Raw genomic sequence first — 20359 nt, 5'->3', positions numbered from 1 at the left:
AATAAAGGCCGCGCCAGGGATTTCCCGGCGCGGCCTTTTCCTTTGTTCAGCGATCTGAGGCTGATAGGGATCGGCGCTTAACGCGCGCCGATCGCCCCGGCCAGAAGCTGCGCAACGGTGGCCTGATCGAGATAGCCGGTCGCTTCCAGCCCGCCTGCGGTCTGATAGCGGCGAATCGCGCGGCGCGTATCTTTGTCGAAGACGCCGTCGACCTTGCCGGGCTTCAGGCCCATTTGGGCGAGGCGTTGCTCCACCAGCGATTTCGCGACGCCGGGCAGGTTGAGGGCGGCCTCTTTCGCGGCGGCCGCGTCCATCGCGTCGCTTTGCTGATTCTGTTGCTGCAGCTCGGCGATGCGCGCCTCGGCCTCAGCTTTGAAGGCCGGGTCGGAGCGGCTTGCCAGATAGTCACGGTAGCTGGCGATGGTGTCGGCTTTACGTGCGACGTCCCAATCGGCGCGATCGGCCGACTGCGCTTCATCGCGGCGGTCCGCTTCGATCTTGTCGAGGCGCTCCTGCGCGAGTTCCGCAAACAGCCCGTCGGGATATTTCTTGAGGTAGGCGCGCAGCCCGGCCTCATCACCCGCCTTGCCGGTCTGCTCCCAATAGGCGCGGTCCTGCTGGTCGATCTTGGCCTGACGGGCCTCGGCCTCGGCCTTCAGCTCGGCGGCGCGCTTCTCGCCCTGCGCCGACAGCGCGGTGAGCTGCGCGCGGGTCAGATAGCTGGTGTCGTCGAAGCCGTTGGCTTTCTGCCAGCGCGCGATTGCCCCACGCGAGCCCGGCCCGAAGATACCGTCGACGCCTTTCGGATCGAATTTCAGGATCGTCAGGTTCTGCTGCACCTCGCGACGCTGATCGCGGCTGAGGTTCAGCGCCTCTTCTGCAGCCTTCGCTTGCCGCTGAGGCTCGTCACGCAGTTGCTGGATACGCTGCTTCGCCTGAGCGGCATTCGTGCCATTCGGATAGCGGTCGAGATAGAGCTGATAGGCGGTGATCGTGTCCTCGGAACGCGCCATGTCCCAATAGGGGGCTGACGGGTCAGCCGCGGGGGTTTTCACCGGGGCGGGTTTCTTGCCCGTCGGCTCGGTGACCAGTACGAAATCACTCGGCATGTAGCCGCTCGCGCGCAGGTCTTCGGACTGCGCCGATTGCATCAGCGAAGCGCCGGGCTCGGTCAGGTTGCCCGACATGAGGCTGGCCACATCCTTAGGGCTGCCGCGCAGCACGGTCACGCCCTGCGGAATGTCGAGCGTCCCGATCCCCGGCTGGGTCAGGCCTTGGCCGTTGCCCTCATCATCCGCCGACCCAAGCAGCAGCAATGCGCGCCCCGGATGGGCGGCGAGCACGGTCATAACGGCCGACAGCGGCAGCGCCTCGCTCACCGCTTCGGGCAGCGAGGTGTCGCGGGCGTCGACCGGCAGATACCATGTCTCGCCGTCAGAATGGACAAAACGGCCCGAGAGCGCCACGACCAGCCGCTCGGCCTCGGGTGCGCGGGTCACGAAATCACGGAAGCGGGAACGGATCTCGGCCGCGTCGGCATCATCCTCGATCAGCACCGAGAAGCCCGCCGTCTGCAGCTTTGCTTCGCTATCGGTCAGGGCAGTGCCCGAGCGAAGATCGTCGATCCGCTGATAATCAGAATTGCCCAGCACCAGCGCCAGATCGGCGGCATGGGCGGGAAGGCCAAGCGCCGCGATCGCGGCACCTGTCAGAAGAAGTTTACGCATGGGGTCCTCCACTCTCTTTCCGGAGAAACCCCTTGAGTGCGCGCGCGGTTCCTCAGTCGTATTTCCGCTGGTCGTCGATGACCTTCCCATCATTGGGCAAAGAGCCGGGCGACACCAGTTCGATCACGCCCTTCATCTTCAGCGCCTCGCGGATACCACCGTCGAAGCGGGCGGGATCGTCGGCCTCGGTCTCGATCTGCACGGTCATCACGTCCATCTCGCCATCGCGCGTGGCGATGACGCGAGCTTTTTGCACCTCTGCATGGGCCGAGACGAAGCTGGCGACCTGCTCCGGGCGCACGAACATGCCCTTGATCTTGGTCGTCTGATCGGCGCGCCCCATCCAGCCCTTGATGCGCATATTGGTGCGCCCGCAGGGGCTGACGCCTTCCATCACCGCCGAGAGATCACCGGTCGCGAAGCGGATCAGCGGGTAGTCGGGATTGAGCGTGGTCACGACGACTTCGCCAACCTCGCCGGGGGCCACCGGATCGCCGGTGCCGGGGCGGACGATCTCGACGATCACGCCCTCGTCGACGATCATCCCCTCCATCGCGGAACTCTCATAGGCGATATTGCCCAGATCGGCGGTGGCGTAGCATTGCAGGCAGGAGATCCCGCGATCCGCATAATCCTGACGCAGAGACGGGAAGAGCGCGCCGCCCGATACGGTGGCCTTGGTGATTTTCAGCGCCTCGCCCATCTCCTCGGCCTTCTCAAGGATGATGCGCAGGTAATCAGGCGTGCCCGCGTAAGTGGTGGTGCCGATATCGACGGCGGCGCGCACCTGCAATTCGGTCTGGCCGGTGCCCGCAGGCAGAACGGCGGCGCCGACCGTGCGCGCGGCATTCTCGAACATCATGCCCGCCGGGGTAAGGTGATAGCCGAAGCAGTTCTGCACGATATCGCCGGGACCGACGCCTGCGGCATGGACGAAACGCCCCAACCGCCACCAGTTGTGGCTGGTATCGCCGGGCTCGTAGATCGGGCCGGGCGACTGGAAGATATGCGCGAAGGCATGGGCGGGTTTCGTGACCAGCCCCCCGAAGGGCGGCGCGCCTTTCTGCGCAGCCCCGAGGTCGGACTTGCGCAGCACCGGCAGCTTCGCGAGCGCCTCGCGCGAGGTGATCGCGCTCGGGTCGACGCCTTGCAGATGCGCCGCGATCCCCGGAGCCTTCATCGCCGCGCCGATCAGAGCCGGCAGGCACTCCGCCAGAGAGGCGTCACGCGCGTCGGCGCTGCGGGTTTCCAATTCGTCGAAATGTTCGCGCATCTCTCGACCCTTTCCGTTCAGCGGACAAACCGCTCCTATTCCGCGCCCAAAACGCTGCGCAGCAATTCAATTGAAACAGTAAGTTAACGTTACGCCAGCCAGCGCTTGCGGCGGCGGTAGCTGCGCACGTCGCGGAAGCTCTTGCGGCCCTCGTCGGACATGCCGAGGTAGAATTCCTTCACGTCCGGGTTCTCGCGCAATTCCTTGGCGGGACCGTCCATCACGATGCGCCCGCTCTCCAGAATGTAGCCGTAATGGGCGTAGCGCAGCGCGACGTTGGTGTTCTGCTCGGCCAGAAGGAAGGTCACGCCCTCGTTCTCGTTGACCGATTTCACGATCTCGAAGATCTGCTCCACCAGCTGCGGCGCGAGACCCATCGAGGGTTCGTCCAGCAGGATCGTCTCGGGGCGGCTCATCAGCGCGCGACCCATGGCGACCATCTGCTGCTCCCCGCCCGAGGTATAGCCCGCCTGCGATTTGCGGCGCTCCTTGAGGCGCGGGAAATAGTCGTAGACCATCTCCAGATCGGCCTGGATCGCGGCGCGCCCATCTTTGCGGGTATAGGCGCCGGTCAGCAGGTTTTCCTCGACGGTCAGGTGTTCAAAGCAATGGCGCCCCTCCATCACCTGGATCACGCCCTTGCGGACCAGATCGGCGGGGGAGCCGTCCTGCACCCGTTCGCCGCGATAGGTGATCGAGCCTTTCGTCACCTCGCCGCGCTCGGATTTGAGCAGGTTGGAGATCGCCTTGAGCGTCGTCGTCTTGCCCGCGCCGTTGCCGCCCAGAAGCGCGGTGATCCCGCCCTTGGGCACGCTCAGGCTCACCCCTTTCAGCACGAGGATGACGTGATTGTAGATCACCTCGATATTGTTGACCTCGAGAAGGGTGTTATCGGTTTTCGAAGCGTCGAGCATGGTTCTCTCCGGGACGTTGGGGTGGCCCCCGGCGGCGCGCGCCGGAGGCCGTTTTCGATCAGTTACACTGGTCGGTGATGTTGTTTTCCGAAGCGAAGGCTGCGGAATCTTCTTCGATCAGCGGGTTCAGCACGTCCTTGTCGGATTCGATCCAGTCAGAGGCTTCGTTCCACTTCTTCGCACCGGCATCCCACTGGAAGACCTTGGCGGAGCCGGGGCCCCCGTGGTTCTCGCAGCTCGCCTTGATCGGCTGGGCGAAGTTCGGCAGGCCGAGCTCTTCCAGACGGGCTTCGGTGAGATCGAGGTTCTCGAAACCGTCGCGCACTTCAGCGGCGTTGACGTTCGACTTGCCGGCCATCTCCTGCGCCTTGCGGATCGCTTCGGAGATGATCATCGCCGCGTACATGCCGCGCGAATAGAGCATCGTGCCGACCTGATCGCCTGCGCCCGACGCTTTGCCGGCGTCGACGACATATTGCTTGAGGTCCGCATAGACCGGGTAGTCCATACCGGTGCCGTGGAACGAGAGCGCCTTGTAGCCCGAGGCCTTGTCGCCTGCCGGAGCCACATCGTTCTCCGAACCCGACCACCAGACGCCGATGAAGTGATCCATCGGGAAGCGGATGTTCACGGCTTCCTGGATAGCGACCTGGTTCATGACGCCCCAGCCCCACATCAGGACATAGTCGGGCTTGTCACGACGGATCTGCAGCCATTGCGACTTCTGCTCCTGACCGGGGTGGTCGACGGGCAGGGTCGAAAGCTCGAAACCGTGCTTCTTGGCCAGCTCTTCGAGCGTGCGGATCGGCTCCTTGCCATAGGCGGAGTTGTGATAGACCAGTGCGATTTTCTTACCGCTGATGTCGCCGCCTTCCTGATCAATGATATGTTTGATCGCGACCGAGGCGCCGTCCCAGTAGTTGGCCGGGAAGTTGAAGACCCACTTGAACACCTTGCCGTTCGCAGCCGAGGTGCGGCCGTAGCCCGGGGTGTAGAGCGTGATTCCGTCAGCGGTGACCTTCGGGATCAGCTGATAGGTGATGCCGGTCGAGAGCGGGTTATAGGCCAGCGCGCCTTCGCCCTTGGTCGACTCGTAGCATTCCACGCCCTTCTCGGTGTTGTAGGCGGTTTCGCATTCGGGAGTGGCAACCATCTCGCCGCCGATGCCGCCGTCACGCTCGTTGAGCAGGGTGAAATAGTCGTTGAAGCCATCGGCATAGGGAATGCCGTTTGCGGCATAGGGCCCGGTGCGATAGCTGAGGTTCGGCACCACCAGTTCGGCGAAAGCCGGGGCCGTGGTCAGCGTCATCGCCGCCGCGACCAGTGCGGTTAGGGTCTTCTTCATTCGGTTCTCCTCCCAGAATGTTCGAGTGTTGCGCCGGGCGTGTCCCGGTTCTTTGTGTTGGGCGGCCCGGCCCTCAGTGCGGGAAGGGCCAAAGCCGGAGTTTCTCTTTCGCGACGCGCCAGAGCTGCGCGAGGCCATGCGGTTCCGCGATCAGGAAGGCCACGATCAGCCCGCCGACGATCATCAGTTCGATATGCGCGGCGAGGTCCGTGGGCCAACCGAGCGTGCCGACGAGCACGTTCTTCAGGAAGACCGGCAGCAGCACGAGGAAGGCAGCGCCCGCGAAGGATCCGAAGATCGAGCCCAGACCGCCGATGATCACCATGAAGAGGATCAGGAACGATTTCTGGATGCCGAAGGCTTCGCCCACTTCTGCCGCGCCCAGATAGACCGCGAAGAACAGCGCGCCGGCGATGCCGATGAAGAAGGAGCTGACCGCGAAGGCCGACAGTTTCGTCGTCAGCGGGTTCACCCCGATGATCTCGGCGGCGATATCCATGTCGCGGATCGCCATCCATTTGCGTCCCACCGTGCCGCGCGTCAGATTGCGCGCGACCAGCGCCACCAGCGTCAGCATCACGAGGCAGAACATATATTTCGCCATCGCCGAGGTCTGCGCGCCGGTCACGAAGACGCCGAACACGGTACGCTCGGGCGCGTTGATCTGACCCGAGGCCGAGTAGTTGTAGAACCACGGCACCTTGTTGAAGAGCCAGACGAGGAAGAACTGCGCCGCCAGCGTCGCCACCGCGAGGTAGAAACCTTTGATGCGCAGGCTCGGCAGGCCGAAGATCACGCCCACAGCGGCGGTGATGAACCCCGCGATGATGACGTGGAAGAAGATGTTGATGTCGGGGAAGGCCGTCATCAGCTTGTAGACGGCATAGGCGCCCACAGCCATGAAGCCCCCGGTACCAAGGCTGACCTGCCCCGCGTAGCCCACGAGGATGTTCAGCCCGATCGCCGCGATGGCGTAGATCAGGAAGGGCACCGCGACCGCGTTCGCCCAGTAGTCGTTGATGAACAGTGGCACGATCCCGAAAGCGACCGCCAGCACCGCGTAGTAGCGCAGCCGGTCGAACTTGATCGGGAAGGTCTGGCTGTCCTCCCGGTAGGATGTCTTGAAATCACCTGCTTCGCGGTAAAACATCAGCCTCTCCCTTTCGTCGGGGAGAGCGCATCGTCCCCCGTCAGCAGCCGCGCCGGATCCTCAGCCAGGCCCAGAGCCCGGCTCCCGCCCCCAAGGCGGCCAGCACGATATTCAGTGTTTGCAAGGTTGTCGGTTCTTCCGGCGGCGCGGCCAGCGCGATCCATCCGAATGCGAGCGCGGCTCCCCAGCCAATCGTGAACACGGTTGCGCAGGTCTTCATCGGTAACGGTCCTCCCAATGATCGTCACATCAGCGCGACGACACTGGGCTCCCCTCCCCTTGACGCCGCGACATGTGGCAGCTTGTCGCACCCCTGCGGCTCGATCAAGGAATTTTTCACCGTGGCGTGAAAGCGTCGTGATCATCGGTCAGACCCTCTCGATGATCTTCTCGCCGAACAGGCCCTGCGGCCGGAAGACGAGGAAGACGAGCGCGAGGACATAGGCGAACCAGTTCTCGGTCGCGCCGCCAAGGAAGGGGGCCCCGATCAGCAGTTCGAACAGCTTCTCGCCCACACCGATGATCAGACCGCCGACGATGGCGCCCGGGATCGAGGTGAAGCCGCCCAGCATCAGCACCGGCAGCGCCTTGAGCGCGATCAGCGACAGCGAGAACTGCACGCCCGATTTCGAGCCCCACATGATGCCGGCGACCAGCGCCACGAAGCCCGCGATGGACCAGACGAGGATCCAGATGAAGCGCAGCGAGATCCCGACCGACAGCGCGGCCTGGTGATCGTCGGCCACGGCGCGCAGCGCCCGGCCCTGCTTGGAGTATTGCGAGAACACGGTGAGCGCCGACACTAGCAGCACCGCGACGATCGCGGCCACGATATCGAGATTGTCGATGAAGAAGCCGTAGCCGAACATGTTGTAGGTGACGGTGTCGATGGTCTCGTTGATGCCCTGCGGCAGCCCCACATCGAGCGTCTTGATGTCAGAGCCCCACATCACGTCCCCGAAACCTTCGAGGAAATAGGCCATCCCGATTGTCGCCATGAAGAGGATGATCGGCGCCTGATTGACCAGATGCTTGAGCACCACTTTCTCGATGATGATCGCGAGCACGACCATCACGGCCCCCGCCAGCACGATCGCGACGATTGCCGGAACCTCCCACGGGAAATTCGTATAGTGATTGCCCGTCATCGCGTTGATGAGATGGGCGAAGGGCACTTGCCCCTTCTGGATGCCGACCAGCGTCAGCGCCGCGAAGAGCGCGAGCACGCCCTGCGCGTAGTTGAAGATGCCAGAGGCTTTGAAGATCAGCACGAAGCCCAGCGCCACGAGCGCATAGAGCACCCCTGCCATCAGGCCGTTCAGCGTCACCTCGGCGGCATAGAGAACGATATCAGGCATGACGCGCCTCCGATGTCTGAATTGCGATGCGGATGGTCTCAGTCATGGGCCACCCCCAGATAGGCGTCGATCACGTCTTGGTTGCTGCGCACCTCGTCGGGCGTGCCGTCACCGATCTTCTTGCCGTAATCCATCACGACGACCCGGTCGGAGAGGTCCATCACGACGCCCATATCGTGTTCGATCAGGACGATGGTGGTGCCGAATTCGTCGTTCACGTCGAGGATGAAGCGGCTCATGTCCTCTTTCTCTTCGACGTTCATCCCGGCCATCGGTTCGTCGAGCAGCAGGATCTTCGGCTCGGCGGCCAATGCGCGCGCCAGCTCGACCCGCTTCTTCAGGCCGTAAGGCAGACGCCCCACCGGCGTTTTCCGGATATTCTGAATCTCGAGAAAGTCGATGATCTTCTCGACCTTCTCGCGGTTCTCGTGCTCCTCGGCGGCGGCACCCGTCCACCACCAGCCCGCCTGCGACATGAGGCCCTTCTTCATATGGGTCAGCCGGCCGGTCATGATGTTGTCGAGCACCGACATGCCGTCGAACAACGCGATGTTCTGGAAGGTGCGCGCGATACCGAGGCGCGCGACCTGATAGGGTTTCATCGGCCCGCGCTTGATGCCTTTGTAGAACACCTCGCCTTCGGTCGGGATGTAGAAGCCCGAGATGACGTTCAGCATCGAGGATTTCCCCGCGCCGTTCGGCCCGATGATCGCGCGGATCTCGCCCTCGCGGATGTCGAAGGAGATATCCTTGATCGCCACCACCCCGCCAAAGCGCAGCGTGATGTTCTTCATCTCCATGATGACCCCGCCGATCTGGCGGCCGTCGGCGGTGACGTAACCTTCGTTCATGTCTTTCATTCCGCCGCCTCCGCCATCTGTTTCGGGGCCACGACCTTCGCGTCGGCGATCTTCAGCGTCGCCTTGATCGAGCCTTTGCGCCCGTCCTCGTAGGTCACTTCCGTTTCGGTGTAGATCTCGTCACGCCCGTCATAGAGCGCCTCGATCAGGTCGTTGAACTTCTCGGCGATCACGTTGCGACGCACTTTGCGCGTGCGGGTCATCTCGCCGTCATCGGCGTCGAGTTCCTTGTGCAGGATCAGGAAGCGATGGACTTGGCAGCCCGAGAGCATCGGGTCTTCGGCGATGCTCTCATTCACCTCTTCGACATGCTCGCGGATCATCTCATAGACGCGCGGATGGCCCGCAAGCTCCTGATAGGAGGCGTAGGAGATGTTGTTGCGCTCGGCCCAGTTGCCGACCGCAGTGAGGTCGATATTGACGAAGGCCGTGCACCGGTCCTTGCCCGCACCGAACACCACCGCCTCGAGGATCGAGGGATAGAATTTCAGCTTGTTCTCGACATATTTCGGCGCGAACAGGCGACCGTCGGCCATCTTGCCCACGTCCTTCGCGCGGTCGATGATCCGCAGATGCCCGGTGTCTTCCTCGAAGAAGCCCGCATCGCCGGTGGCGACCCAACCTTCCGGATCCTTGGTCGAGGCGGTGCTCTCGGGGTTCTTGTAATACTCCACGAACGTGCCGGGGCTGCGATAGAAAACCTCGCCATTGTCGGCGATCTTCACCTCGACGCCCGGGGACGGCACACCCACCGTATCGGCGCGCACTTCGCCATCGGGCTGCTGGGTGATGAAGACCGACGCCTCGGTCTGACCGTAGAGCTGCTTCAGGTTGATCCCGAGCGAACGGTAGAAGGAGAAGATCTCCGGCCCGATCGCCTCGCCCGCCGTGTAGCCCACGCGGATGCGCGAGAAGCCCAGCGTGTTCTTGAGCGGGCCATAGACGAAGAAATTGCCCAGCGCATAGGACATCCGCTTGCCGAAGCTGACGGGCTTGCCGTCGAGAATGTCGGGACCGACGTCGCGCGCGACCTTCATGTAGTGGTCAAACAGCTTCTTCTTCAGCTTGCCCGCATCTTCCATGCGGATCATCACCGAGGTCAGCTGGTTCTCGAAGACCCGCGGCGGCGCGAAGAAATAAGTCGGACCGATCTCGCGCAGGTCGATCATCATCGTCTCGGGGCTTTCGGGGCAGTTCACGGTGAAGCCCGACCAATAGGCCTGCCCGATCGAGAAGATGAAATCGCCCACCCATGCCATCGGCAGGTAGGCCAGAACCTCGTCGTTATGGTTCAGGTGATCGAATTCCGAGGACGCCTTGGCGGTCTCGATGATGTTGCGGTTCGACAGGACCACGCCCTTCGGCTTGCCCGTCGTGCCCGAGGTGTAGAGCATCACGCAGGTGCTGTCATAGGTCAGCTCGGCGATGCGCTTGTCCAGCTCGGCCTCGTAGCGCGAATGGCCCGCTCGGCCCTCGGCCTGCACGTCCTCCAGCGCGTTCATGCGCGAGTGGTCGTATTTCCGCATGCCGCGCTTGTCGGTGTAGGTGACATGGGTGATCGCGTGGATGCGGTCCTCGATCTCGACGATCTTGTCGACCTGCTCCTGGTCGCCGCAGACGACGAAGCGCGCGCCGCAATGCTCCATCACATAGGCCATCTCGTCGGCCGCCGCGTCCTGATAGAGCGGCACCGGAATCGCGCCGCACATCTGCGCCGCGACCATCGACCAGTAATGCATGGGGCGGTTGCGCCCGATGATGGCGATATAATCGCCCCGTTCCACGCCGAGGCTCAGGAAGCCCAGCGCCATCGCGCGGATTTCCTCGGCCGCTTCGGCCCAGCTCCAGCTCTGCCAGATCCCGAATTCCTTTTCGCGATAGGCGGGGTAGCCACCATATCGGGCCACGTTCCGCGCCAAAAGCGCAGGAATCGATTGGGCAGACTCCTGCCCCTTCGCGACTGCGTCAGCCAAATTTTCCTCCCTCGCGCCGGTATGTCCGGCGTCCCTCGACCGCACCGGGCGCTCCTCCGCGCACAGTTCGGCATGGCTCGACAGTCCATGTCAAAGTTTTCGTGATCTTTTCGTGATTGTAACGAATTCTTACCGCTTCGCTGCGCAGCGAAACACGCTTTGCCGCGCCGCCCGCCGGTGGTAGCAAAAGCCAAGGAGCGGGAGGGGCGAGGTGAGCGAAACAAGCCGCGAGCGGCTGACACAGGCGGGGCTGAACTTGATCGGACAGGCGCTGTCGATCTTCGACAGCGATCTGCGGCTGGCCGTGTCGAACCGGCAATATCAGCTGATGTTCGACCTGCCCGACACGCTGACCCAGCCCGGCACCACCTTCGAGGATACGATTCGCTTCCTCGTCACGCGGGGCGAATATGGCGAGGTCGACGATATCGAAGCCGCCGTCCGCGAGCGGGTCGAAACCGCCCGCGCCTTCGAGGCCCATTACATGGAGCGCCAGCGGGCGAACGGGCGCACGATCTCGGTCGAAGGCGCGCCGCTGCCCGAAGGCGGCTGGGTCACGGTTTATACCGATATCACGCCGGTGAAGCGGCAAGAGGCGCTGTTGCGCGCGCGGTCAGAGGAATTGTCGGACCAGCTCCTCGACCATGCCGAGGCGCTGACGGCGGCGAACCGCGAACTTGCGGCGACCAATATGGCGCTGGAGGAGACCTCGCGCCAACTGGCTATCACCGAGGCCCGCACGCGGCAGGTGACCGAGATGATGCCCGCTCATATCGCGCGCGTCGATCGCAACCTGATCTACACCTTTTCCAACCGGCGCCTGTCGACCGTGATGCCCGGATCGCTCGCCAATGCGGTCGGCCACCACGCGAGCGAGGCGCTCGGCCCCGAGACTTATCGCAAGATCACACCCGGCTTTCGGCGCGCGCTGGTGGGCGAGGCGAGCGTCGTCGAGATCACCCATGACCCGTCGGGCCGGCGCATCCGCGTCGCACTGACCCCCGATCTTGCCAGCAAGAACGAGGTGAGCGGGGTCTATATCCTCTCCACCGACGTCACGCATGAAGCGCAGGCACGCGCCGCGCTGGCGCAATCCGCGAAGCGGGAATTGGCCGCACAGCTTTCCTCGGGGCTCGCGCATGACTTCGCCAATCTTCTGACGATCATCCTCGGTCTGCAGGGGCGGCTCGAACGGATGGAGGGGCTGCCCGCCGACGCGCAGGACGCGATCCGGGCGACCCTTGGCGCGGCCCGGCGCGGCGGCACGCTTCTCGACCGGATCGCCGCGATCTCGGGCCCGCGCGAGCTGCGCCCGCAGGCCGTCGTGCTGGACGACCTCTTCGACGATCTCGCCGCGATGGCAGGGCCGACCCTGCATGATCCGGTGACGCTCGATTTCGACAATCGCGACCTGAAAGACCTGATCCTGCTCGATCCCGGCCCGTTGCAGGACAGCCTGCTGAACCTGATCCTGAACGCAAATCACGCGATGCGCGCCGAAGGCGGCACGATCCGGATCGAGGCCCGCGCGGTGCGCGATACATGGGTCGAAATCGCAGTGACCGATCAGGGCGGCGGGTTCTCGGATGAGGCGCTCGAACATGCGCTCGATCCGTTCTTCACGACCAAGGGCAATGAGGGCTCCGGGCTCGGCCTGTCGATGGTCTATGACCAGACCAAGCTCGCGGGCGGCACGCTGCGGCTGACCAATACCGAGGACGGCGCGCGCGTCACGATGCGCCTGCCGCTGAAACCCGCCGCCCGGCAAGCCGAGCCGATGATGGTGCTCTTGGTCGAGGATGACGAGGACATTCGCGCCAGCACCCGAGACACGCTGCGCGCGATGGATCACACGGTGGTCGAGGCGGGCACGATCGCCGAGGCCGAGGCCCTTCTGAACCTGCCCGATATCGCGCTGGTCCTCTCGGATATCCAGCTGCCCGGACCGCGCAGCGGGGTGGATCTTGCCCGCAAAATCCGCAATCAGGTTCCCATGATCCTGATGACCTCTCTGCCGCCGGGCGATGCGCTGCGCGCGCAGGCCCCCTGCCCGGTCCTTCAGAAACCCTTTACCGCCGCGCAGCTTGCGGCGCTGCTTGCGGGAGTGCCTCGATGAGTGCCGACCATCCCCTTGTCGCGATCCTAGACGACGAGCCCGAAATCCGCCGGATGCTTTCCGACGCGCTCGAAGAGGCCGGGTTCCGCACAACCTGCTACGGCCGCGCGACCGAGTTCGAAGCCGGATTGAAGCGCTCCTCCCCCGATGTCTGCCTCGTCGATCTGGGCTTGCCCGATCGCGACGGGCTGGCGCTGGTGCATCGGCTGGCGCTGGAATCGGGCGCTGCGATCATCATCATCTCGGGCCGCGCGCAGGTGCAGGACCGGGTGACGGGGCTGGAGCTTGGCGCGGATGACTACATCATCAAACCCTTCGATCCGGCCGAGGTCGTGGCCCGCATCCGCGCGCGCCTGCGCAAGGGACGCAACGAAGGCCCGGCGCAGGCGCAGACCGCCCATTTCGCAGGCTGGACCGCACATTTCGACCGCTACCTGCTGGTGGCGGAGGACGGGGCCGAGACGTCGTTCTCTCATGCCGAAGGCGAAGTGCTGCGACTGTTTCTAGAAAGCCCGAACCGGCTGATCACCCGCGCGCAGATGCAGGAATCCTTGGGCGGCGCGGCAGGCGAAAGCTTCGACCGGGCGATGGATGTGCGGATCTCGCGGCTGCGTACGAAGCTGGGCGAAGATCCGAAAAACCCGCGCCTTATCAAGACGATCTACGGCGCAGGCTATATCTTTCTGGGCGAGGTCCGCTGGAGCTGACGACACCGCCTTTAGCGCGGACATCAAAGCGTTAACCGCTTTTCGCTGGCCAAAACCGCCCCGCTCTGATTCACTTCACGAAATCGGGATACAGGGGCACTGCCATGCTCAATCTCCTTCTTCACACGCCGACGTCGCGACGGTTCTATCGCGTGGAAGTCTCCGACAACCTGTTCGGAGAATATACCGTGCTGCGCGAATGAGGCCTGCAGGGCCAGACCGGCTCGTCCTGTCTGCGGTGGTTTTCCAACCTGCGCGAAGCCGTCCATGCGGCCGAGAGGTTTCGCCGCCGGGCGCAGCGACGCGGTTATGCGCTGAGCGAAGCGGGCGCAGGCGAGGCGCAAAGCTGACCCACCCAGCCGGTTCGGCTCACTCGTCGGAGTTCTCTGCTTTCCCCGCCGCCGCGCGTTCCTCGCGCTTGATCTTCGCCCGCATCTTCTCCAGCCGCGCCTTCAGCTTGCTGCGGCGGCGGTTCTGATAGGCGGTGATGATCGGCAGCGACACGTAGTAGCAGATCGTCGCCGCGATCACGCCGGGACCGATCCCGCCGATCAGATAGGGCAACCAGACATCGGTGAAGAACCGCTCCAGCCCGCTCCATTCCGCATGCTCGGGGGTGAACATCGCCCAGAAGTTATGCAGCAGATCGTGGCTCGCCGCCTGAAAGGTCTGCAGCAGGCTTTCCGGTTCCCCGCCATGATCGAGCCGGTCACCGAGGATCTTGTGCCCCAGCTTCGTCGAGAAGACCGCGATGATCGGGAAGGTGACCGGGTTGCCGAAGAACGTCGCGAGGATCGCGGCGAGGATATTCCCGCGCATGATCCAGGCCACGGCCGCGGCGCTGACGAAGTGAAACCCGAACAGAGGCGTGAAAGAGACCAGGACCCCGGCCCAAACGCCACGCGCGATCCGGTGCGGGCGGTCGGGAAGCCGGTTGACCCGGTGCTTGACGTATTGAAAAGCCCGGGACCAGCCCGAACGCGGCCAGATCGCCTCGCGCAGGTTGGCCCAAACCCCCCGTTTTTCGCGCCGTCTGAAGACCACGCTGCCGTCCTTTCTCCCCCCTGCGCCGTGTGCGTCAGGGTTTGCGCGACAGGTTTCTGATCCGCTCCACCTGCGCCACGTCGCTCTCCGCCTCCAAGGCGGTAAGCAGGCGATGCATATGTTCTGCATCGCACAGTTCGACCTCGACGAGAACCGAATAGAAGTCCGGCTTGCGCTCCACAAAGTCGAGGTCCGAGATATTTGCCTTCTGCTGGCCGATCAATGTGCAGATATGTCCCAGCACGCCCGCATCGTTCGAGATCGTGACCTTTAGGGTCGCGGTATAGGCGGGCGGGTGTTGCCCGGTCTTCCAATGCAGATCGACCCAGCGTTCGGGCTGATCCTCGAACTCTTCGAGCGCGGGGCAGTCGATCGCGTGGATCACCACACCCTTGCCGCGATAGGTGATGCCGACGATCCGCTCGCCCGGCAGCGGCTGGCAGCAATCGGCGCGGCGGAAGCTTTGATCGGCGCCGAGGCCCAGAACGGCGCGGGTCGGCTCGATCTCGGCGCCCTCGCGGCGTTGGGCGAGCTCCGGGTAAAGCGCGTCGAGCACATCCGAGGCCGCGAGCTCGGCGGAGCCGAGCCGGGCGAGGACCTCGTCCTGATCGCCGATCCCCAGCGCCTTGCCGGCGGTGCGCAGCGCCTTGTCGGTCACGCGGCGGCCGACATGTTCGAAGGCCACCCGCGCCAGTTCCTGCCCCAGCTTGATGAAGCGGTCGCGATCTTCCTCGCGCAGCGATTTGCGGATCGCGGCCTTGGCGCGCCCGGTCGCCACTATATCGAGCCAGGTCAGCTGCGGACGCTGGCCCGAGGCGGTGATCACCTCGACCGACTGGCCGTTCTTCAGCCGCGTCCAGAGCGGCACGCGGATACCATCGACCTTGGCGCCGACGCAGCTATTGCCGATCCGCGTGTGGATCGCATAGGCGAAATCGATCGGGGTCGCGCCCTTGGGCAGCTTCACCACATCGCCTTTCGGGGTGAAGCAGAAGACCTGATCGGAATACATCTCGAGTTTGACGTTCTCGAGAAACTCGTCGTGATCGCCATCGCCATCGGGGTCCGAGAACCGCTCGCTGAGCGAGGCGAGCCATTTCGCCGGATCGACCGCGAAGGGGTTCTGCGCCCGCTCGCCATCGCGATAGGACCAGTGCGCAGCGACGCCGGCCTCGGCCACTTCGTGCATCTGCCGGGTGCGGATCTGCACCTCGACGCGCTTGCCGTCACGCCCCGAAACGGTGGTGTGAATCGAGCGGTAGCCGTTGGTCTTCGGCTGACTGATGTAATCCTTGAACCGGGTCGGCACCGCGCGCCAGCGGTGGTGGATCAGGCCCAGCACCCGGTAGCAATCCATCTCGGTGCGGGTAATGACGCGGAAACCGTAGATATCCGACAGGCGCGAGAAGGTGAGCTGCTTCTCCTCCATCTTGCGCCAGATCGAATAGGGCCGCTTCGCGCGACCGAAGACGTCGGCGTCGATATCCTCGTCTTCGAGCAGCGCGCGGATGTCGGCGGTGATCTTCGGGATCACATCGCCGGTTTCCTTTTGCAGGCTGACGAAGCGGCGGATGATCGAGGTACGCGCCTCGGGGTTGAGCACCTTGAAGGCGAGGTCTTCAAGCTCCTCGCGCATCCACTGCATACCCATCCGGCCAGCCAGCGGCGCGTAGATCTCCATCGTCTCGCGCGCTTTTTGCGCCTGCTTCTCGGCCCGCATCGAGCGGATCGTGCGCATGTTGTGCAGGCGGTCGGCGAGCTTCACGAGGATCACCCGCAGGTCTTTCGACATCGCCATGAACAGCTTGCGGAAGTTCTCCGCCTGCTTCGAGGCCGCGTTCGAAAGTTGCAGATTTGTCAGCTTGGTGACGCCATCGACCAGCTCGGCGATCTGCTCGCCGAACATCTCGGACACTTCGCCATAGGTCGAGCGCGTGTCTTCGATCGTGTCGTGCAGAAGGGCGGTGACGATCGTCGCATCGTCCAGACGCTGCTCGGTCAGGATCGCCGCCACCGCGACGGGATGCGAAAAATAGGGCTCGCCCGAATGCCGGAACTGCCCTTCATGCATGTCTTTTCCATAGGCATACGCCTTCCGGATCAGATCCGCATCGGTCTTGGGATTATAATTGCGGACGAGCGCGATCAGGTCTTCGACGTCGATCATTCGCGCTCGTTCCAGCCAATCAGTGGATTACTCGCGCCCCTGCGCGTCCATCAGCGCGCGCAGCATACGCTCTTCGCTCATGTCGTCTTCAACGGCACGATCGGGGCTCTCGCCACCCATGAGCATCGCCATCGAGTCCTCTTCGGGCTCGTCGACCTCGATCTGGGTCTGGTTGCTCTCGATGAGACGCTCACGCAGATCCTCGGCCGATTGGGTCTCCTCGGCGATTTCGCGCAGAGCGACGACAGGGTTTTTATCGTTGTCACGCTCGACCGTGAGGGGAGCGCCAGCAGCGATTTCGCGGGCACGATGCGAAGCGAGCATTACCAGCTCGAAGCGGTTCGGAACCTTGTCAACGCAATCTTCAACCGTCACGCGGGCCATGAATCTCTCCAGAAGAACTCGGATTGAGGGCCCTACTTAGGCTTTGCAGTGCAGAAACACAAGCGCCCATCCGGCCCGTCCGCAGGGTTTTGACCACGTTACAGAGGGGAAATCGGGTTTTTTTCCGCCTCGGGAAGGGCGGCGAGCATTTCCATCACGCTGTCGCCCGTGATCGGGTGGCGCCAGAGCGGCGCGATTTCGGCCAAGGGAATCAGCACGAAAGCCCTGTCCTGCAAGCGCGGATGCGGCAGGATCAGGTCGGTCGGGGCGTCGCGCTGCTGCGCCTCCGGCGGAAGGTTCTTCCAGCGCAGAAAGCTCTCGCGATCCGGCAGAACCCGATCCTCCGAGGCGATCAGGTCGATATCGACAACACGCGCGCTCCAACGACCTTCCCGCACGCGGCCAAATTCTTCTTCGACTCCATGAAGTTGCGCGAGCGCATCGCGCGGTTGCAAACTGCTTCGCATTTTGCAACAAGCATTCACGAAATCGGGACCGGACCCTTCGGGAACGGCAGGCGTCGACCAGAACCGACTGGCGGCAACCAAGGAAAACCCCAATTGCTCGAGCCGCTCGATCGCGGCGCAGAGCGTAGTGCGAGGAGACCCGAATTGGCTTGGTAAATTCGCCCCGAAAGCGACCAAATAGTTAGTGTCCATAAAGACAGATTCCGTTTCCCTCGCGAAATGCGATATGTCGTAGATAAATCTGGTCGGCCCTCCCCGCCGGTGCAAGACAATAGATGCGGCTATACTTTCCGTATCGGCACCTGCGCGAACTGGTCCACCCTACCTGTGCAAGAGGACTGTATGTTCTACAAGGACGAACGGCTCGCCCTGTTCATTGACGGATCTAATCTCTATGCGGCCGCCAAGGCGCTCGGTTTTGATATTGATTACAAGCTGTTGAGACAAGAATTCGAACGCCGCGGCAAACTCGTCCGCGCGTTCTATTACACCGCTCTTCTGGAGAGTGAAGAATATTCACCGATCCGCCCGCTCGTGGATTGGCTGAATTACAACGGCTTCGCGATGGTCACCAAACCGGCCAAGGAATACACGGATTCCATGGGTCGCCGGAAGGTGAAGGGCAACATGGATATCGAGCTGGCCGTCGATGCGATGGAACTCGCACCGCGCCTCGATCATATCGTGCTGTTCTCCGGCGATGGTGATTTCCGCCCGCTGATCGAAAGCCTTCAGCGTCAGGGCTGCCGCGTCTCGGTCGTCTCGACGATCCGCTCGCAGCCGCCGATGATCGCCGACGAGCTGCGCCGTCAGGCCGACAATTTCATCGAACTCGACGCGCTGCGCGAAGTGATCGGTCGCCCGCCGCGTGAGCCGCGCGAGGACGAGAACGGCGACGACAGCTGATCCGGGGCCTGACGCGACCCGTAATTCGTGCTTGAAGGGGCGTGCAGATCACCTGCGCGCCCTTTGTCATTGCGGAAGGCCTGATGCTCGAAAACGTTTCCCTCTTTGGCCTCTTCGTCTCGGCGCTTCTGGCGGCGACGCCGATCCCGTTCCAGTCGGAGCTCGTATTCGTCGCGCTGCAGACGCTTGGCACCCAAAATATCTGGCTGATGATCCTCATCGCCGCCGTGGGAAACACGATCGGCTCGCTCGTCACCTACGTGATCGGACTGGGCGTCACCCACTGGAAAGACCGCAAATGGTTCCCCGCCACTGAGGCACAGCTCGCGCGCGGCCATCGCTGGTTCGAGCGCTGGGGGATCGGGCTGCTGTTGCTGAGCTGGGCGCCCGGCGGCGATCTGATCTGCCTGATCTCCGGCATCCTGCGCATGTCGCTCTGGCTCTTCATTCCGCTGGTGTTCATTGCGAAAGCCGGGCGCTACGCGGTGCTGGCCTGGCTGACGGCGGAAGCGATCAAACTCGCAAGCTGATCGCCTCTGGACGCGAGGCGGACGGGGCTTTAGGTCTGAACCCGAACAAAGGAGCGCGCGATGAAACCCTCCCTGACCCTTTATCTGGCAGCCCCGCGCGGCTTTTGCGCGGGCGTCGACCGGGCGATCAAGATCGTCGAGATGGCGATCGAGAAATGGGGCGCACCGGTCTATGTGCGCCACGAGATCGTGCATAACAAATACGTCGTCGACAGCCTGCGCGACCAAGGCGCGGTCTTCGTGGAAGAGCTCGACGAATGCCCCGACGACCGACCGGTGATCTTCTCGGCCCACGGCGTGCCGAAATCGGTGCCCGCCGAGGCGTCGCGCCGCGAGATGATCTATGTCGACGCGACCTGCCCGCTGGTGAGCAAGGTCCACAAGGAAGCCGAGCGGCACTCGAACGAGGGGCTGCAGATGGTCATGATCGGCCATGCGGGGCACCCCGAAGTGCTGGGCACGATGGGGCAGCTGCCCGATGGCGAGGTTCTGCTGGTCGAGACGGTCGAGGACGTGGCCAAGATCACGCCGCGCGATCCCGATCGGCTGGCCTTCATCACCCAGACGACGCTGTCGGTCGATGACACGGCGGCGATAGTGGCCGCGCTGCAGGACCGTTTTCCGAAGATCGTCGGCCCCGCGAAAGAAGACATCTGCTACGCCACCACGAACCGTCAGGCATCGGTGAAGGCGATGGCCGATCAGATCGACGCGCTGCTGGTGATCGGCGCGCCGAACTCGTCCAACTCGCGCCGTCTGGTCGAGGTCGGCAAAGCCTCGGGCTGCGCCTATTCGCAGCTGGTGCAGCGCGCCGCGGATATCGACTGGCGTGCGCTGGAGGGTGTGCAGACGGTCGGCGTGACCGCGGGCGCGAGCGCGCCGGAAGTGCTGATCGACGAGGTGATCGACGCCTTCCGCCAGCGCTACGACCTGACCGTCGACCAGATCGAAACCGCCCGCGAGGACATCGAATTCAAGGTGCCCCGCGTGCTGAGAAAGGCGTCGTGATGCGCGAAATCGGCCCGAAAATCCCCGGCGGCGCGCTGATTCTTGGCCTTGCCGGGCTGATCCCGTTCCTTTGGGGCGTGCTGGTCGTGCAGACCGGCCAATTCGCCTTCATCGCGGACCCGCGTGTGGCGGTGCTCGCCTATGGCCTTATGATCTTCTGCTTCATGGCGGGCAGCCTCTGGGGCTTCGCCGCGAGCGCGGAATGGGAGACCGGCTATTTCCTCGCCGTCGCTCCGGTCATCTTCTTCATCGCCTTCATGGCGCTCGGGATGCCGGTGAATTTCGTGCTGATCCTGGGCTTCCTCGCGCTCTTGCCGCTCGACTGGCTGTTCCAGAAATTCGGCCATACGCCGCGCTGGTGGCTCAAACTGCGCATCGGCCTGACCGTCGTCGTCGTCGCCTGCCTGATCGCGCTTGTAAGGACGTAACG

General features: G+C 63.6%; 19 protein-coding genes. 6 read left to right on the top strand and 13 right to left on the bottom strand.

Features of this window, described 5'->3' with window-relative positions:
• Window positions 1-77: 77 nt before the first annotated feature.
• The 9 genes from BMI87_RS14730 to BMI87_RS14690 form a co-directional block, all read right to left on the bottom strand.
• Window positions 78-1727 carry a peptidoglycan-binding protein gene (locus tag BMI87_RS14730; RefSeq protein WP_168175219.1) on the bottom strand — a complete coding sequence of 550 codons (1650 nt, stop codon included), beginning with the start codon at window positions 1725-1727 and terminating at the stop codon, window positions 78-80.
• Window positions 1728-1779: 52 nt separating this feature from the next.
• The gene (locus tag BMI87_RS14725; RefSeq protein WP_078522369.1) at window positions 1780-3000 is read right to left on the bottom strand and encodes a phenylacetate--CoA ligase family protein; all 1221 of its coding nucleotides are present in this window, start codon (window positions 2998-3000) and stop codon (window positions 1780-1782) included.
• An 89-nt stretch (window positions 3001-3089) separates the two neighbouring features.
• Window positions 3090-3914: an ABC transporter ATP-binding protein gene (locus BMI87_RS14720; RefSeq protein WP_078522368.1), complete on the bottom strand. Its 825-nt coding sequence runs from the start codon at window positions 3912-3914 to the stop codon at window positions 3090-3092.
• Between the two features lie 58 nt (window positions 3915-3972).
• A complete protein-coding gene (locus tag BMI87_RS14715; RefSeq protein ID WP_078522367.1) occupies window positions 3973-5259 on the bottom strand; it encodes an ABC transporter substrate-binding protein in 1287 nt (428 codons plus the stop codon).
• Window positions 5260-5332: 73 nt separating this feature from the next.
• Window positions 5333-6409 (bottom strand): branched-chain amino acid ABC transporter permease, encoded by a 1077-nt coding sequence (locus BMI87_RS14710; protein ID WP_078522366.1) that lies wholly within the window; start codon window positions 6407-6409, stop codon window positions 5333-5335.
• A 40-nt stretch (window positions 6410-6449) separates the two neighbouring features.
• A complete protein-coding gene (locus tag BMI87_RS14705) occupies window positions 6450-6629 on the bottom strand; it encodes a hypothetical protein (protein WP_078522365.1) in 180 nt (59 codons plus the stop codon).
• Window positions 6630-6777: 148 nt separating this feature from the next.
• The gene (locus tag BMI87_RS14700; protein WP_078522364.1) at window positions 6778-7767 is read right to left on the bottom strand and encodes a branched-chain amino acid ABC transporter permease; all 990 of its coding nucleotides are present in this window, start codon (window positions 7765-7767) and stop codon (window positions 6778-6780) included.
• Window positions 7768-7805: 38 nt separating this feature from the next.
• Window positions 7806-8627: an ABC transporter ATP-binding protein gene (locus tag BMI87_RS14695; protein ID WP_078522363.1), complete on the bottom strand. Its 822-nt coding sequence runs from the start codon at window positions 8625-8627 to the stop codon at window positions 7806-7808.
• Entirely contained in the window at window positions 8624-10600 is a 1977-nt protein-coding gene (locus tag BMI87_RS14690) for a long-chain fatty acid--CoA ligase (protein ID WP_078522362.1), read from the bottom strand. The genes BMI87_RS14695 and BMI87_RS14690 overlap by 4 nt, the downstream gene beginning before the upstream one ends.
• A gap of 211 nt (window positions 10601-10811) precedes the next feature.
• Between BMI87_RS14690 and BMI87_RS14685 the strand changes: the two genes are divergently transcribed.
• Complete coding sequence (locus tag BMI87_RS14685; protein WP_078522361.1) at window positions 10812-12716, top strand: PAS-domain containing protein; 1905 nt, start codon at window positions 10812-10814, stop codon at window positions 12714-12716.
• The gene (locus BMI87_RS14680) at window positions 12713-13423 is read left to right on the top strand and encodes a response regulator transcription factor (RefSeq protein WP_078522360.1); all 711 of its coding nucleotides are present in this window, start codon (window positions 12713-12715) and stop codon (window positions 13421-13423) included. The genes BMI87_RS14685 and BMI87_RS14680 overlap by 4 nt, the downstream gene beginning before the upstream one ends.
• A gap of 369 nt (window positions 13424-13792) precedes the next feature.
• Here BMI87_RS14680 and BMI87_RS14670 read toward each other — a convergent pair whose 3' ends face one another.
• From BMI87_RS14670 to folK, 4 genes are all read right to left on the bottom strand, one after another.
• Window positions 13793-14467: a DUF2062 domain-containing protein gene (locus BMI87_RS14670; protein WP_078522359.1), complete on the bottom strand. Its 675-nt coding sequence runs from the start codon at window positions 14465-14467 to the stop codon at window positions 13793-13795.
• A gap of 34 nt (window positions 14468-14501) precedes the next feature.
• Window positions 14502-16634, bottom strand: coding sequence for a bifunctional (p)ppGpp synthetase/guanosine-3',5'-bis(diphosphate) 3'-pyrophosphohydrolase (locus BMI87_RS14665; RefSeq protein ID WP_078522358.1), 2133 nt, complete (start codon window positions 16632-16634; stop codon window positions 14502-14504).
• Between the two features lie 27 nt (window positions 16635-16661).
• The gene (gene rpoZ, locus BMI87_RS14660) at window positions 16662-17018 is read right to left on the bottom strand and encodes a DNA-directed RNA polymerase subunit omega (protein ID WP_078522357.1); all 357 of its coding nucleotides are present in this window, start codon (window positions 17016-17018) and stop codon (window positions 16662-16664) included.
• A gap of 98 nt (window positions 17019-17116) precedes the next feature.
• A complete protein-coding gene (folK, locus tag BMI87_RS14655; RefSeq protein WP_246832709.1) occupies window positions 17117-17752 on the bottom strand; it encodes a 2-amino-4-hydroxy-6-hydroxymethyldihydropteridine diphosphokinase in 636 nt (211 codons plus the stop codon).
• Window positions 17753-17827: 75 nt separating this feature from the next.
• On the opposite strand from folK, the gene BMI87_RS14650 reads away from it, so the two are divergent.
• The 4 genes from BMI87_RS14650 (at window position 17828) to BMI87_RS14635 (ending at window position 20357) form a co-directional block, all read left to right on the top strand.
• The gene (locus tag BMI87_RS14650; protein WP_078522355.1) at window positions 17828-18391 is read left to right on the top strand and encodes an NYN domain-containing protein; all 564 of its coding nucleotides are present in this window, start codon (window positions 17828-17830) and stop codon (window positions 18389-18391) included.
• An 83-nt stretch (window positions 18392-18474) separates the two neighbouring features.
• Window positions 18475-18921, top strand: coding sequence for a YqaA family protein (locus BMI87_RS14645; RefSeq protein ID WP_078522413.1), 447 nt, complete (start codon window positions 18475-18477; stop codon window positions 18919-18921).
• A 60-nt stretch (window positions 18922-18981) separates the two neighbouring features.
• Entirely contained in the window at window positions 18982-19929 is a 948-nt protein-coding gene (ispH, locus tag BMI87_RS14640) for a 4-hydroxy-3-methylbut-2-enyl diphosphate reductase (RefSeq protein ID WP_078522354.1), read from the top strand.
• A complete protein-coding gene (locus BMI87_RS14635) occupies window positions 19929-20357 on the top strand; it encodes a DUF3429 domain-containing protein (protein ID WP_078522353.1) in 429 nt (142 codons plus the stop codon). Before ispH ends, BMI87_RS14635 begins: the two co-directional genes overlap by 1 nt.
• Window positions 20358-20359 lie beyond the last annotated feature (2 nt).

Source organism: Thioclava sp. F28-4, assembly GCF_002020045.1.
GTDB lineage: Bacteria > Pseudomonadota > Alphaproteobacteria > Rhodobacterales > Rhodobacteraceae > Thioclava > Thioclava sediminum.
Note: the sequence above shows the minus strand (reverse complement) of the source record. Positions and strands in the feature narration are given on the sequence as shown.